At 69.3% G+C, this 15,042-nt stretch carries 8 protein-coding genes; 3 read left to right on the top strand and 5 right to left on the bottom strand.

The window, feature by feature from the left end; genetic code table 11:
• Positions 1-8: 8 nt before the first annotated feature.
• Complete coding sequence (locus A9X00_RS26705; RefSeq protein WP_067160551.1) at positions 9-2,231, top strand: acyltransferase family protein; 2,223 nt, start codon at positions 9-11, stop codon at positions 2,229-2,231.
• Here the strand turns inward: A9X00_RS26705 and A9X00_RS26700 are convergent.
• Positions 2,228-3,223: an NAD(P)-dependent oxidoreductase gene (locus tag A9X00_RS26700; RefSeq protein ID WP_067160548.1), complete on the bottom strand. Its 996-nt coding sequence runs from the start codon at positions 3,221-3,223 to the stop codon at positions 2,228-2,230. The two genes, A9X00_RS26705 and A9X00_RS26700, sit on opposite strands and share 4 nt — an antisense overlap.
• Positions 3,224-3,272: 49 nt before the next feature.
• Positions 3,273-4,655 (bottom strand): nucleotide sugar dehydrogenase, encoded by a 1,383-nt coding sequence (locus A9X00_RS26695; protein WP_082975552.1) that lies wholly within the window; start codon positions 4,653-4,655, stop codon positions 3,273-3,275.
• Between the two features lie 183 nt (positions 4,656-4,838).
• On the opposite strand from A9X00_RS26695, the gene A9X00_RS26690 reads away from it, so the two are divergent.
• Complete coding sequence (locus A9X00_RS26690) at positions 4,839-5,660, top strand: alpha/beta fold hydrolase (RefSeq protein ID WP_067160545.1); 822 nt, start codon at positions 4,839-4,841, stop codon at positions 5,658-5,660.
• Here A9X00_RS26690 and A9X00_RS26685 read toward each other — a convergent pair.
• Entirely contained in the window at positions 5,621-6,622 is a 1,002-nt protein-coding gene (locus A9X00_RS26685; RefSeq protein ID WP_067160542.1) for a Gfo/Idh/MocA family protein, read from the bottom strand. The genes A9X00_RS26690 and A9X00_RS26685 overlap by 40 nt on opposite strands.
• Positions 6,623-6,758: 136 nt before the next feature.
• Between A9X00_RS26685 and A9X00_RS26680 the strand changes: the two genes are divergently transcribed.
• Positions 6,759-8,399, top strand: coding sequence for a GMC oxidoreductase (locus A9X00_RS26680; RefSeq protein ID WP_067160539.1), 1,641 nt, complete (start codon positions 6,759-6,761; stop codon positions 8,397-8,399).
• A gap of 4 nt (positions 8,400-8,403) precedes the next feature.
• Here A9X00_RS26680 and A9X00_RS26675 read toward each other — a convergent pair whose 3' ends face one another.
• Both A9X00_RS26675 and A9X00_RS26670 read right to left on the bottom strand, forming a co-directional pair.
• Positions 8,404-10,587, bottom strand: a complete 2,184-nt coding sequence (locus A9X00_RS26675) for an acyltransferase family protein (protein ID WP_067160613.1) — start codon at positions 10,585-10,587, stop codon at positions 8,404-8,406.
• Between the two features lie 50 nt (positions 10,588-10,637).
• Positions 10,638-15,017: a type I polyketide synthase gene (locus tag A9X00_RS26670; RefSeq protein ID WP_255363118.1), complete on the bottom strand. Its 4,380-nt coding sequence runs from the start codon at positions 15,015-15,017 to the stop codon at positions 10,638-10,640.
• Positions 15,018-15,042 lie beyond the last annotated feature (25 nt).

The following is a 15,042-nucleotide window of genomic DNA, read 5'->3' as shown; positions in this document are numbered from 1 at the left end:
TCGATTCGATGAACGCCTCCTCAGACAGGTGGGTGACCGTGGTCCAGGCCGAAAGCGTTAGCCCCGTCGAGGCGGCGCAGGATCGGCGCTCGGCACACAAGGAATTCCGCCCGGACATCGAGGGCCTGCGCGCCCTGACGCTGGTGGCCATCCTGCTCTTTCACGCCGACGTGCCCGGCGCGAGCGGCGGGTTCGTCGGCCCGGACATCTTCTTCATCATCTCGGGTTTCGTCATCACCGGGCAGCTGTGGCGCGAGGTGAGCGGCACCGGCACGATCGGGCTGCGCAAGTTCTATGCCGCGCGCGTCCGCCGCCTGCTCCCGGTGGCCGCCCTCATCGGCAGCGTGACCGTGATCGCCTCGGCCGTCCTGTTGTCGCCCCTGCAGGCCAAGGGCGTCGTGGAGGACGGCATCGCCTGCGCGCTGTACGTCGGCAACTACTGGTTCATTCACGAAAACGTCGACTACTTCGGCGGCCATCAGCCGCCGTCGCCGTTCCAGCACTACTGGACCCTGGGCGTCGAGGAGCAGTTCTACCTGGTGTGGCCGGTGCTGATCATCGGTACCTGGTGGGTGATCCGGCGCGTGCGGCGCACCGGCGCCACTACTAATACCTTGTCGAACGCACCCAAGCGCACCTTCCTGACGGTCTTCGCGCTGGTCGCGATTTCGTCGTTCGCGCTCTCGCTGCTGACCACCTACCTGGTGCCCCCGGCGGCGTACTTCTCGCTGCCCACCCGGGCCTGGGACCTGGCCGTGGGCGGCATGCTGGCCCTAACAGCCAACCAGTGGCGCCGGCTGCCGGCACGAGCGGCCGCGATCACCGGATGGGCCGGCCTGGGCCTGATCGTGCTGGTCTGCAATCGGCTGACCCCGGCCACACCGTACCCGGGCACCGCCGCGATCTGGCCGCTGCTCGGCACGGTCCTGGTGATCGGCGCCGGCTGCGCCCTACCCACGCAGGGAGCGGGCCGCATCCTGGCATTCAAGCCGATGCGCGAGATGGGCCGGCTGTCCTACTCGTGGTATCTGTGGCACTGGCCCGTGCTGGTCCTGGCGGCGCCCCTGCTGGGCCATCAGCTCGGGCTGGCCGGCAGGCTGGTGGCGGTCCTGATCTCCGGCGGCTTGGGGATGCTCACGCTGCGTTTTGTCGAGAACCCGCTGCGCTACGCCGCCCCGCTGCGCAAGTCCCCGCTGGCCAGTTTCGCGGTCGGCGCGATCGCCACCGCGGTGGCGGTCGGTGTGGGCGTGGCGATGCTGGCGTGGATACCCGTCCCGGTCGGCCGCGGCGCACCGGGCACGGCGATGACCATCACCGCGGCGCCGGTCCCGCCGGGCGCCGGCATGGACGCCTACGACGCGGCCGTGCAGCAGGCGTTCGCGCAGGCGCAGGCCGCGGTGGCGGCGTCGGCCGACCTGAGGGCCGTCCCGTCGAACCTGCAACCCCCGGTGGCCGAGGCGACGGCCGGGCAGACTGCGATGTGGTCCAGCGGTTGCTTCCGCGGGGCCAACCAAGGCGGGCAGCCCGAGTGCGCGACGGGCGACACCGCCTCGAGCACGACGGTGGCCCTGGTCGGCGACTCGCACGCCGCGATGTGGGACCCGGCGTTTGCGCAGATCGCCGAACAACGGCACTGGCGGCTGGAGATGATGGCCAAGGCGGGCTGCCCGTTGCTCAACGTGCCCATCGCCAAACACCTGGACGGCCTGATCGAGAGCTTCATGCACTGCGACCAGTGGCGGGCGCTGATCCTGGCCCGGCTACGCGCCGAACACCCGCGGCTGGTCGTGGTGAGCATGTCGCGGGAGCGCAGCGAGGGCAGCTGGCAGGCGGGCTACACGCCCTACGACCCGGCGTGGATCGACAGCCTCACCCGCCTGGTACAGCAGCTGCGCAGCGACGGTGCCAAGGTGTTGGTCCTCGGACCGGTCCCGGACCCGGGCGCACCGGTACCGGAATGCCTGTCCGGCCACCTCGGCGACGCCACGGCCTGCTCCCCGCCACGATCGGCCGCGGTCAACGACGCCGGGATTGCCGCCGAGACCACCGCCACCAAAGCCAGCGGCGGGCAATACGCCGACCTCACCGAGCTGTTCTGCACCACCAACCGCTGCCCCGTGATCGTCGGCAACACCATGGTCTACCTCGACTGGAACCACATCACGGCCGAATACTCTTCGCAGTTGGCACCGGCGATGGGCGCGCTCGCCGACCGCGCGCTCGCCCGTTAGTCCCCCGCGGGTCCCTCGAGGTACCAGGGGTTGGCCCGCGCCCAGTCGATGGTGCGGCGGATCCCCTCCTCGACGTCGATCTTGAGGCGCCAACCCAGCTCCCGCTGCGCCTTGGTGGAGTCCGGGATACGACGGGGGATGTCCTCGTAGCGGCGCCCGTAGCGCGCCGCGGTGTCGACGACTTCGGCCTCGGACACCGAATCGACGTTGGCGATCTTGATCGCCAGCTCGACGGCGTCGCGGATGGTGGTCTCGGTCATGCTCCCGATGTTGTAGGCCTCGCCGATCGCCTTGTCGCTGTCGGCCGCCAGCAGCGTGCCGGCGATGGCGTCGTCGACGTAGGTGAAGCATCGGGTCTGGTCACCCGAGTCGTAGAGCAACGGTTGGCGACCATTGAGGATGCGGTGAACGCTCTGCGAGATCACGAAGATCGGGTTTTGCCGCGGGCCGTAGACGTTGAAGTAGCGCACGACCGTCGCCGGCAGTCCGTGGGCGGCGTGCATCGCGAAGACCAGGTGCTCGGCCATGGCCTTGCTGGTGCTGTAGCTCCACCGCGCCGTCCTTGTCGAGCCGAGGACGCGGTCGTCGTCCTCGGCCCACGGCGGGTTGGGGTTCTTGCCGAACACCTCGGAGGTGCTGGCGAACACCACGCGGGTGCCGTGCCGCTGGCTCAGCTCCAGGACGTTGCGCGTGCCGATCACGTTGACGTCGAGAACCTGCAGCGGATCCTTCATATAGTTCTTGACGCCGACGACCGCGGCCAGGTGGAAGACCTTGTCGACGCCGGGCGTGAGGGCCTCGGAGAGTGCGGTCACATCGGTGACGTCGCCCTGCACGAACCGGAAGTTGGCGTGCCGGTCGAAGTCGATGCTGGTGTCGCGGGTGTTCTTCGCGTGGTCGAACACCGTCACCGTGTCCCCGCGGTCCAGCAGTGCGGACACCAGATGCGACCCGATCAGGCCGTAGCCGCCCGTCACGACGACATGAGACATATTCGCTCTTTCAGTTCTGCGGACAGGTTTGCCTTCGCCTGCATTATGGCTATCGGCCGATCCCCTTGTAGAGGAATCCGGCGGCGCGCACTGCCGCTGGGTCGAAGCTGTTCCGCCCGTCGAGGAAAACGCAGCCGGGCGCGGTGAGGTCCGCGAGCCGGGCCAGCGGGATCTGGTGGAATTCCCGGTGTCCCGCCAGGACCACCAGGGCGTCGGCATCCTTGACCGCCGACTCGATGTCCGGGGTCAACGGAATCTTGGTGACCGTGGGAGCCTCCTCTTCGGGCACCCAGGGGTCATGGATCGAAAGCTGGCAGCCGGACGCCTCGAGTAGCTCGACGACGTACTTGGTGGGCGTGAGCCGGCAGTCGCCGGTGTTGTTCTTGAACGCGATACCCAGGACCGCGATCTTGCTGGTCTCGATCGTCTTGTCCTGGTCGGCGAGGAGTTGCGTGAGGAGCCCGTAGGTGTAGGCGGGCATGGTGTCATTGACGGTCCTCGAGGTCCGCGGGATGCCCAGCTCCAACCCGAGCGACTCGCCGAGATGGTTGACGAACCACGGATCCTTCGTCAGGCAGTAGCCGCCGACGCCCATGCTCGGCCGCAGGATATTCACGTTGTGGGTGCCCTTGGGCATCGAGTTGGCCGCCTCGATGACCTGCAGCCCGTCCATGTTCAGCCGGTCGCACACCTTCGCCAGTTCGTTGGCCATCGCGATGTTGAGATCGATCCAGAGGTTGTCCGCGAGCTTCACCATCTCGGCCGTCCGTGGATCGTCGACGACGATGGATTCCACTCCCAGGGCGTGTCGCCAGAGCGTCGAGCAGGCGCGTGCGGTGACCTCGTCGACCGCACCGACCACCACGGGGATCGACGTCAGCTCGTGGATGGCCTGGCCTTCGGCGAGCCGTTCCGGGCAGAACGCCAACCCGAAGTCGACCCCCGCCCGCAGCCCCGAGGTCTCTTCGAGGATCGGCAACACGATGTTTTCGGTGGTGTTGGGCGGCACGGTGCTCTTGAGGATGACGAGGTGGCCGCGGTGTAGCTGCTCGCCCACCGCCCGCGCCGCCGCCTTGATGTCGTCGACGATGGGCTCGTAGTCCGGACCGAGCGGCGTGCCGACGGTCACGATGACGAAGTCGTTGTGGGCCAGTGCGCCGAAATCGGTGGTGGCACGAAGGCGGCCGACGCGCACGTTGTTGGCCACCATGTCGCCGAGCCCCGGCTCGGGGACGCTGGTCTTGCCGGAGTTGATCTCGTCGACGACGTTCTGTCGCACGTCGATCCCGGTCACCGGCCACCCGCGGTCGGCGAGCACGGCACCGATCACCGTGCCGATGTAGCCGAAGCCGACGACTGCGATCCCCGACCGCATGCCACGGACGAGTAGATCGGTTTCAGCGTCGCTGCGTCCGAACACGCCTTCAGCCATCGCGTAACCCATCTCTTCGATCCCCGTGCGTGTTTGGAATGGAAGGGGCCTCCCGCCCCTGGCTAACTCGTCCGGCAGTCTATCCAACACCCGTGCGGTAGACCATAAGTTTGGGCATACCGCGATAGATGGCCGCGCGGAAGGGCCGAATCGTCGCCGCGTAAGGCTGATAAGGTCCCCGGCATGGACCTGTTCGTGCGCGAATCCGGTCCGGTCGGGGCACCCGCAATCGTGTTCCTGCACGGCGCGTACACGAGCGGCTGGTACTGGGAACCGGTGGTCGAACGCCTGCCGCAATACCGCTGCCTGGTCCCGGATCTGCCCCACTACGGCAAGAGCTTCGAGCAGGGGCCGTTCGAGATGGGCCGGGCCGCCGCGGCGGTGGCGGAACTCATCCGCACCCGGGTCGACACCGGCCGGGCGCACGTGGTGGGCCTGTCGCTCGGGGCCCAGGTGGGGGTGCAGTTGCTGGCTACCGAGCCGAAACTCGTCGACCGGGCGGTGCTGTGCGGGACCATCCTCAACCGGCTGCCGTTCGTCGAGTTCACCCGGCGCGTGCTGTCACTGCCCGCCCGGAACGCGGCGTACCGCGCGATGGTGCGCCGCTACCGGATCGCTTGGCAGACAAGGGTTCCCGCGGCCCACGTCGACGACTACCGCGAGGACGTGCGCCTGATCACCAGCGGGCAGCTCGCCGACGTCACCATCGCGTCCTCGGGGTTCCGGCTTCCCGGGGAACTCGGCCAGTCGGATTCGCCCACCATGTTCGTGACCGGCGCCAAGGAGTTGCCGCTGGTCCGCCGGTGGGCCGCAGCGCTCGCCGAGCAAATGCCCAACGGGGTCGACAGGGTCGCGCTTGGCATGCCCCACGATTGGCCCACGCGCTATCCGGACCTGTTCGCGCGCACCCTCGACGGCTGGTTCACCGGTGGCGCGCTGCCGCCCGAGATCGCAGCGCCGAAGTCTCAGCCCGGCTGGCGGAGCGGGAGGCCGGCGGCCCGATAGATCCCGTCGATGACGGTCATGTTCTCGATCGCGCCCTCGGCCGTCGTCTTCACCGGTTCCCCGCGCAGCACCGCCCCGGCGAACGCGTCGAGCTGATACGCGTAGGTCGTGCGCCGCGGGAAACGCTCCACGCGCTTCCCGTCGGCCGAGCGGATCGACAGCCGGGGCAACAGGTGCGGCGCCGCCGGGCTGAAGTAGCTCAGCTGGCCGCGATCGCCGATGATCTTGGCGTTCGCCCAAAACAGATTCGACGACCACAGCGCGCAGTGCAGCCGGCCGGTGTGCCCGTCGGCGAACCGCATCTCCGCCGTCATCACCCGGTCCACCTGCGGACCGTCCAGTTTCGCTTTCGCCGAGACGACCTCGGGCGTCGAACCGCCGAAGGTCCGGAGCATGTCGACCGTGTAGACGCCGGCGTCCATCACCGCACCCCCGGCCAGCGAGTAGTCATAGACGTTGGCGTTGGAGCGCTTCGGCAGCAACACGCAGACGGCGACCTCCACCCGCTCCAGCGTGCCCAGTTCCCCCGAGGCGATGATCTGCTCGACGCGCAGGGTCAGCGGATGGAAGCGGTATTGGAGCGCCTCCATCACGACGCGGTCCGACTTGTCGGCCAGCTCGGCGATCTCGCGGGCCTCGGCGGCGTTGGCGGTGAACGGCTTTTCGCACAGCACGTGCTTGCCCGCGTCCAGGGTGGCTCGGGTCCACCGGCCGTGCACGCTGGTCGGCAGCAGGTTGTAGACGGCGTCCAGGTCCGGATCGGCGACCAGCGCCTCGTAGCTGTCGTGGGCCCGGGGGATGCCGTGTTTGGCGGCAAAGTCTCGGGCACGGGACGCATCGCGCGAGGCCACCGCGGCGACGACGACCTCCGGGTTCTCCTTGGCCGGGGTGAGGAACGTCGTCGGCGCCCAACGTGAAGCGCCGAGGATGCCGATCCGTACCGGGGCGCCGCCTGCAGACATGACGGCGATGCTAACAGCCGATCCGACCGGCCACCGCAACAATTTTGAACGGGTCTGACGACGGCAACGCGATGCTAGGATCGCGATTCGCCCCGGACCGGGCAAAGCGTTGGACATCATCCGCTGAGGAGCTCGATTGGCTGACGGCGACCTGAGCGCGCGCGAGGCCGAACGCGTGGTGTGGGACGTGATCGTCGTGGGGACCGGCATGGGCGGCGGGATGCTGGGCTTGTCGCTGGCCCGGTCGGGACGGCGGGTGCTGTTCGTCGAAAAGGGCCGCTCGACGCTGCCCGGAACCCCGGGAACGATCCGCGCGGCCATGCCCGAACTGGCCGAACCGGGCGCGGTCCGCTCGGCGGAGGCCTACTACGACGCGTTGGCCCGGGCCGGGCGGACCACCGACGAGATCGAAGACATCAGCGGGCGCCGCCCGAAGCGGTACGTGCCGTTCATCGGCAGCGGCACCGGCGGCTCCTCGGCGCTGTACGGCATGGTCTGTGAGCGGTTCTTCGCCCAGGACTTCACCCCCCGGCAAAACTTCCGCGACCCCGGGGATTCCACCGTGCCCGAGGCGTGGCCGATCACCTACGACCAGCTCAGCCCGTGGTACGCCGAGGCCGAGAAACTGCTGGGGGTGCGCGGCGCGCCGGATCCACTCCGGCCCGAGGCCGCCAGCGTCGGATTGCCTGCGGCGCCGCCGTTTTCGACCGACAACCAGCCGCTGGTCAACTACCTGACCGGCCGCGGACTGCACCCCTACCACCTGCCGATGGCCTGCGACTACACCGAGGGCTGTGCCACCTGCCAGACGTACCTGTGCCCCCGGCCGTGCAAGAACGACGCCGCCCGCAACGGCGTGCTGCCGGCGATCAGCGAGCACGGCGCCCGGCTGCTGACCGAATGCCGGGTCGTGCGCCTGGAGGCCGACCGCACCCACGTGCAGCGGGTGATCGCCCGGCATCGCTCCGACATGCTGGCGCTGACGGCCAAAGTCGTGGTGCTGGCCGCCGGCGCGCTGGCCACCCCGCTGTTGTTGCTCAACTCCCGCTCCGGCGACTGGCCGCGCGGCCTGGCCAACGGCTCGGACTGGGTGGGCCGCAACCTGATGCGCCACCTGCTCGAGCCGATCGAGATCTGGCCCAACCCGAAACGCACCATCACGACGCCGAACAAGGAAATCGGGTTCAACGACTTCTATTTCTCCGACGGGCAGAAGTACGGCACCGTGCAGTCGTTCGGCGAGATACCGCCGCTGGAGTGGCTGAGCAACCGCCCCGGCTGGCGGGGCAAGGCGCTGCGCGCGACGAGCCCCGCGGGACGCCGCCTGTATCAGCGGTTCGTCACCGGCGGGCTGGTGCTGGCCGGGATCATGGAGGACCTGCCGTATCTGGACAACCGCGTCCTGCCACCCGATCGGCCCGGCGCGGACGATCGCCAGCGGCTGCGGCTTCGGTACCGGTTACACCCCAGCGAGCTGGAGCGCCGCGCCGCCTTTGTGGGGCAGCTGAAAGAGGTGTTGCGGCCGTTCCGCAACCTCACCCTGGGCACCGGCAAAGACAACGCGAACCTGGGCCACGTCTGCGGCACCTGCCGCTTCGGCACCGATCCGAAAACCAGCGTGCTGGACCCCCAAAACCGGGCGCACGAAGTGGACAACCTCTACGTGGTGGACACCTCGTTCTTCCCGTCCAGCGCCGGGTTGAACCCGAGCCTGACGGTCGCGGCCAACGCCTTGCGGGTGGCCGCGCACCTGGACCAGGCGCATTTCCCCGCCTGACGTCTCAGCCGTCGGCGAGCGCGCGGTCGGCCAGCGCCCCGATCACCGGTGCCAACAGCCGGGAGTACTCGTGCGTCACGTGACGCCAGTCCTGGTAGACGAGGGTGTTGCCGACGATGACCGGGCAGCGGGCCTTGGTGCAGAACAGCGCGGTGAGGTCGGCGTATTGTCCGCCGCCGGCCTTGGTGGCGGCGGACTCGGCCGCGATGCCGGGCTGGTTGACCGCGGAGGACGCGGGCGGCGAGCAGGCCGTCGCGTCATCGAGGTGCCCGGACAGGCAGATCGGCACCTCGGACTGCGGATCCGGGATCGGCCCGAGCACCAGCACCTTGGTGCCCATGCCGCGCAGCTGCGCCACCAGCCGGGTCAGGCTGTCGAGCCAGCCCGGGCCGAACGCGTCGACGCCGAGCAGCCGATCACTGTCGGCGCGGTAGCCCCGCCACATGCTCAGCACAACCAGCCGCGGGCGCTCGGCGCGCAACCGGGCGATGATTTGACCGCGCCATTGGGCGCAGTGTGAATATCGCTCGGCCATCCGCTGCAGCGGGTTGGTGCTGGGCAAGTCCATCAACGGGCACGCCCCCTTGGCCAGCGTCTCCAGCCGCCAGTGCCGCTGGGGCGCGATCTGCTGGAACGCCGGATTCCACATCGCGGCATTCGAGTCGCCGACCAGGGCGATCGTCGTCGTCGAGGCGGTCTCGCCGGTCGCGCACTCGGGCTGCCCGACTTCGGCGATGTTGCGCAGGCAGCCGTTGAACAACACGTCTTCGGACGTCGCGAAGGGCGGGCTGAGGTTCGACGGGACGGCTTTGAGGTCGGCCGAGGCCGCGACCGCCGCCTGCGCTTGGCCGAACGCCTGCCGCACCGCCGCGTCGTAGGCGTCGATGGGGGATCCGGCGGGCACGGGCGCTGTCGTGATGGTCGGCGGCGCGGCCGCCGGGCCACGCCCCACCGGGGTCGGCACGTGCTCCAGCAGCACCAGGCCCACCGACACCGCGACCGCGGTGGCCGCGCCGCCCAGCGCGAGGCTGGCCACGGCCGACCGGCGGATCGGAGCCGCGAATCGCAGCGGGTTCTCGATGAAGCGCAGGGTGAGCACCGCCAACCCGCCGGAGAACAGGGCCGCCGCCAGCCGGGCGGCCAGGCCCAGCGGGTGGCCCAGCAAGGCCGGTGCGAGCACCAGCACCGGCCAGTGCCACAGATACCACGAGTAGGAAATCCGGCCGATCGCTCGCATCGGCGAGACGGCCAGGAGGCGGCCGCACCCCTGCGCCGGCGCGGCACAGCCGGCGCCGATCACCAGCGCCGCGCCCAGCACGGGCAGCAGCGCGGCGATGCCCGGGTAGGGGGTGGTCGGGCCCAACCAGGTGCAGGCCAGCAGGATCAGGGCCAGCCCGACCCATCCGGTCGGCGCGGCAGCGCGTGGCGCCAGTCGGCGCCATTGGTCCGCGGTGAGGGCGACCAGGCCGCCGACGGCCAACTGCCAGGCCCGGGTCGGCAACGAATAGAACGCCACGGGAGGCAACCAGAGGGTGTCCACCAGGGACAGCGCCAGGGACAGGACCGCAACCAGCGCGAGGACCACCAGATACGGGCGTTTCGAGGCGGTGGCCTGGGTCCGGGTGCGCCGGCCCACCAGCCGGATGACAAAGGCGGTGCCGATGATCAGCGCCGGCCACACCAGGTAGAACTGCTCCTCGACGCCCAACGACCAGTAGTGCTGGAACGGCGACGGCGGCCGGTGGCTGCCGAAGTAGTCGACGCTTCCGTTGATGAACCAGTAGTTGCTGACATACAGCGCGCTGGCGATGCCGTCCCGAAGGACGCCGGCGATCTGCAATGGCGGCAGGAGGAGAAACGCCCCGATCGCGGTGATGACGCCGACGGTGGCCGATGCCGGCAACAGTCGGCGGGCCCGAGCCCCGTAGAAGCCGGCGAGCCGGACCCTGCCGCTGGCGTTCGCCTCGCGCCACAGCAGGCCGGTGATGAGGTAGCCCGAAATGACGAAGAACACGTCGACGCCGACGAACCCACCGCTGAGACCGGGCACCGCCGCGTGGAACAGGACCACCGCCAACACCGCGACGGCACGCAAGCCCTCGATGTCGGGGCGAAATCGCGTTTGCGCGGAGGGCCGACGCTGCGTCTCTTCGGTTGGGCTGACGCTGTCGGACTGTTGAGAGGTCACCAAGCGAGGATTATCACACGCGTGTTGAACAGATTGCTAGGTTGGCGAAATCAGCTGTCGATCTCCGCGGTCAGGTCGAATTCGGCGAAGGTGCGCGAAATGATTTCCCGCAGCTCATCTTTAGTATTTTCCCGGCCGAGAACGTAGGCGGAGATTCTGATGAAGATCTTCCCGTTGCCCCGCCCCGAGCCGACAAACAGTTGTCCGCCAATGTGCTCGAGGGTGCTTTTCTTGATATCGGGTTCGTAGGAACGCATGTACGCGTAGTCGGCATCGGTGCCGTCGGGCCGGTTCACCGCCGCGGACAGGTCACCGAAATTCGAGACGGTCACCGGAAGGCTGGCACCGCCCGCAGCCATGCCCGCCAGTCGGCGGTTCAGCCGTTTCGGAACCATCGCTGCGAGTGGGAATGTCGCTAGGAATTCTTCGTCGGGGTTCTCCATCCCGGCCAGAATCGCTTGCGAGATCTTGACTTGGGTGTCGCTGAGGTCGGTGGTCGCGTGCGTCGGGTCGACCGCGACGTCGACCACCGTGAGCGCGTTGCCGCGGGTATCGCCCTCGGTGCGTAGCGATACCGGAAATCGTAGGGTGACCATTCCGTCGGGACGGACCCGCCCCACCCGCACCGCGAGCCGGCACGCGATTCCCGCCACCAGCGAGTTGCTGCTCGCACCAAGGCTTTTCGCGCGCGAATCCCACTCCGCGGGATCGAGGTATGCGGTCAGGGCCGGCACCTCTACCGCCCGATCGTCGCCGGCCGTCTTCGGGGACGACGGCGCCGCCTTGATCGACGACGCGAATTCTTTGCGGTCGGGCCAGGCCCTTCGGGCCGTGGCGACCAAAGCGTGCGCGACGTCGGGCAGTTCTTTGACGGTTCGCCGCAGATCCTCGCGCAGGGCGCGCCCGACGGTCCGCGAGCGCGCGGGCGGATAGCCCAGATCGCGGGTCCTGCCCTCGGCGGCGTCCGCTATCGCCTGCACCAACCCGATGCCGTCGACGATCGTGTGCGAAACCACCAGGCTTATCGCGGCCCCGCCGCCCTCGAGCGGAAGCACCCCGAGATGCCAGCCGGGGCCCCACTCCGGGTCGATCGGTAGCCGCACCCGCTCGTCGGCCCAGGCGCTCACGTCGTCGCGCCGCCGCGGCGTTGCGGCGATGTCGAGTTCCTCCGGAGCCGGGGCCGTCACCCAGTGATCACGGGCGAACGGTATCGGGGAACGTTCGACCCTGCGTCCCAACAACCCTCGGCCAAGGTTGCGCTGAAATCGCTGCAGCCCATCGATATTCACGCCGCGGTCGTAGACCCAGATGAACTGAACCTGCGTGCCGTGCACCGCCCGCATCATGAGGAATACGGCTTGATCCACGTGTGCGAGCCGGTTGTCCACCGGCTCGTCGCCCCGCGCGCCGACCGGAACGTCCGGGACCGCGGGCGGTGCGGTGTCCTTGAGGAGGTCGGCGAGGTGGCCGGCGAGCTGCGCCGGGGTGGGGTGGTCGAAGGCCAACGTTGCCGGCAGCGCCAGGCCGGTGTGTCGGTTGAGGGTGTTGCGTAGCTCCATGGCCGTCAGCGAGTCGATGCCGAGATCCTTGAAGAGCCCGTCGGGGTCGAGCCCCGCCGGATCGGGGTGGGCCAGCACGGCGGCGGCGGTCTCGGTGACCATCGCGGTGAGGGTGTCCAGCCGTTGCTCGGGGGTCTGGGCGGCCAACGTCGCGGCCAGCGTGCGGGCGCTCGGGGCGACGACCTGTTCGTGGTGGGGCACCGTGGCGACCGGGCCGGGCCAGCTGGGGGCCAGCCAGTAGCGGCGGTGGTCGAAGGGGTAGGTGGGCAGTCCGACGGTGTGGGCGTGTGGATACAGGGCTGGCCAGGCGGGGCTGTGGCCGTGAGTGTGCAACTGGGCCAAGGCCATTGCCAGGCTGTCCTGGTCGGGGCGGTCGCGGTGCAGGGTGACGACGACCGCCGATTGGGTGCGGCCCGGGGTTTGGGCCAGCGTGTCGGCCAGCGCGGGCGCCAGCACCGGGTGCGGGGACAGCTCGACGAAGTTGCACTCGCCGGCGGCCAGGCGGGCGGCCACCCGGTCATGGAAGCGCACCGGTTCGCGTAGGTTGCGATACCAGTAGTCGGCGTCCATCGTGGTGGTGTCCAGCGGGTCGGCCGAAAGGGCTTGTCCCACGGTGGAATACAGCGGGATACTGGCCGGCGCCGGGCTCAGCTCACCGAGGTCGGCCAGCAGCCGCTCGCGCACCGTTTCGACCTGGGCGCAGTGCGAGGCGTAGTCGACCGCGATGGCCCGGATTTGGATGCCGTCGCGCTCACACGTTTCGGTGAACTGTTCGAGCGCGACGGGGTCGCCGCTGATCAGGGTGTGGGTGGGCCCGTTGATCGCCGAGATGCTCAGCGCCGGCCCCCACGGCTGTAGGAGGGGTTCGAGCTGATCGGCGGCCAGCAGCACCGAGGCCATCGCCCCCGACCCGCACAGGGTGCTCAGAGCTTGGCTGCGCCGGGCCACGATCTCGGCCGCCTCGGGCAGGGTGAACACCCCGGCCAGGTAGGCGGCGGCGATCTCGCCCTGGGAATGCCCGATCACCGCGTCCGGGGTGATGCCGTAATGCGCCAGCACCTCGGCCAGCGACACCATCATGGTGAACAGCACCGGCTGCACCACGTCGACCCGTTCCAGGGCGCGCGCGGCCGGGTCCTGCAGCAGCACGTCGCGCACCGACCACCCGGTGAAGGGCCGCAGCGCCTCGTCGCAGTCATCGACCATCGCGGCGAACACCGGGTGCTGCGCATAGAGTTCGCGGCCCATGCCCGGGTGCTGGCCGCCCTGCCCGGGCAACACGAACACCGTCTTGCCGCGCAGGTGGGCCAAATAGTGGTGCTGGGTCAGCCGGGGGTGCGGGTGGCCGTCGCGCAGCGCGGCCAACCCGGCCAGCACGTCGTCGCGGGCCTCGGCGGTGATCACCGCCCGATACGGGTGCTGGGTGCGGGTGCTGGCCAGGCTGTAGGCCACATCCGTGAGATCCAGCACCGGGTGGCCGAGCAGATATTCGTGCAGGCGGTCGGCCTGGGCGCGCAACGCCGCCGGCGTGCGCGCCGACACCGGCCACAGCGGTAGCCCCAATTCGACACCCTCGGTTGGGGTCTGCGCCTGAGCCGGCATATCGGGGGCTTGTTGCACGATCACGTGGGCGTTGGTGCCGCTGATCCCGAACGAGGACACCGCCGCAGTGCGGGGATGATCAGTCTCGGGCCAGGGCACCGCCTCGGTCAACAACCGCACCGTGCCCGCCGACCAATCCACATGCGGGCTGGGCTGATCCACATTCAGCGTCGGCGGCAAGCTGTCATGGTTCAGGGCCTCGATCATCTTGATCAACCCCGCCACCCCCGCGGCGGCCTGAGTGTGCCCGATGTTCGACTTGATTGACCCCACCCACAACGGGTGCTCCGCCGAGCGGGCCGCACCATAGGTGGCGATCAGCGCACCCGCCTCGATCGGATCCCCCAACGTGGTCCCGGTGCCGTGCGCCTCGACCACGTCCACCTGATCCAGCCCGATGCCGGCGTTGGCCGCGGCCTGGGCGATCACCCGCTGCTGCGCCGGCCCGTTCGGCGCGGTCAACCCGTTGGACGCCCCGTCCTGGTTGATCGCCGACCCGGCGATCACCGCCGCCACCGGATGCCCGTTACGTTGCGCGTCGCTGAGCCGCTCCAGGACCAGCACCGCCGCACCCTCACCCCAACCGGTGCCATCGGCGTTGGCGGAGAACGCTTTACACCGCCCATCGGCGGCCAACCCGCGCTGGCGGGCGAACTCGGTAAACACCGACGGCGTGGTCATCACCGTCACCCCACCCGCCAACGCAAGAGAAGACTCGCCATTGCGCAACGACTGACACGCCAAATGCGTCGCCACCAACGACGACGAACACGCGGTATCCAAGGTGATCGCCGGGCCCTGCAAACCCAACGCATAGGCCACCCGCCCCGAGGCCACACTCGTCGACAGACCCGTCAGCGCATAACCCTCGGCACCGTCGGAGCCGCCCCCCGACCCGTAGGCCTGTGACCATGCGCCGACGAACACCCCGGTTTCCGAGCGCACCAGACCGGCGGGATCAATCCGGGCCGTTTCCAACGCCTCCCAACACACCTCCAACAACAACCGCTGCTGAGGATCCATCGTCATGGCCTCGCGCGCCGAGATCCCGAAGAACTCCGCGTCGAACTCGGCGGCCTCGGTCAAGAACCCACCCGCACGGGCATACGTCTTGCCCACCGCGTCGGCATCGGGATCGAACAACTCCCCCAAATTCCAGCCCCGATCGACCGGAAAACCCCCCACCGCATCGGTGCCGGTGGCCACCAAATCCCACAACGCCGCCGGCGAATCCACCCCACCCGGGAACCGACATGCCATGCCCACCACAGCAATTGGCTCGTCCACCGCCACC

Origin of the sequence: Mycobacterium sp. 1245805.9 (assembly GCF_001672915.1) — a bacterium.
Lineage (GTDB): Bacteria > Actinomycetota > Actinomycetes > Mycobacteriales > Mycobacteriaceae > Mycobacterium.
Note: the sequence above shows the minus strand (reverse complement) of the source record. Positions and strands in the feature narration are given on the sequence as shown.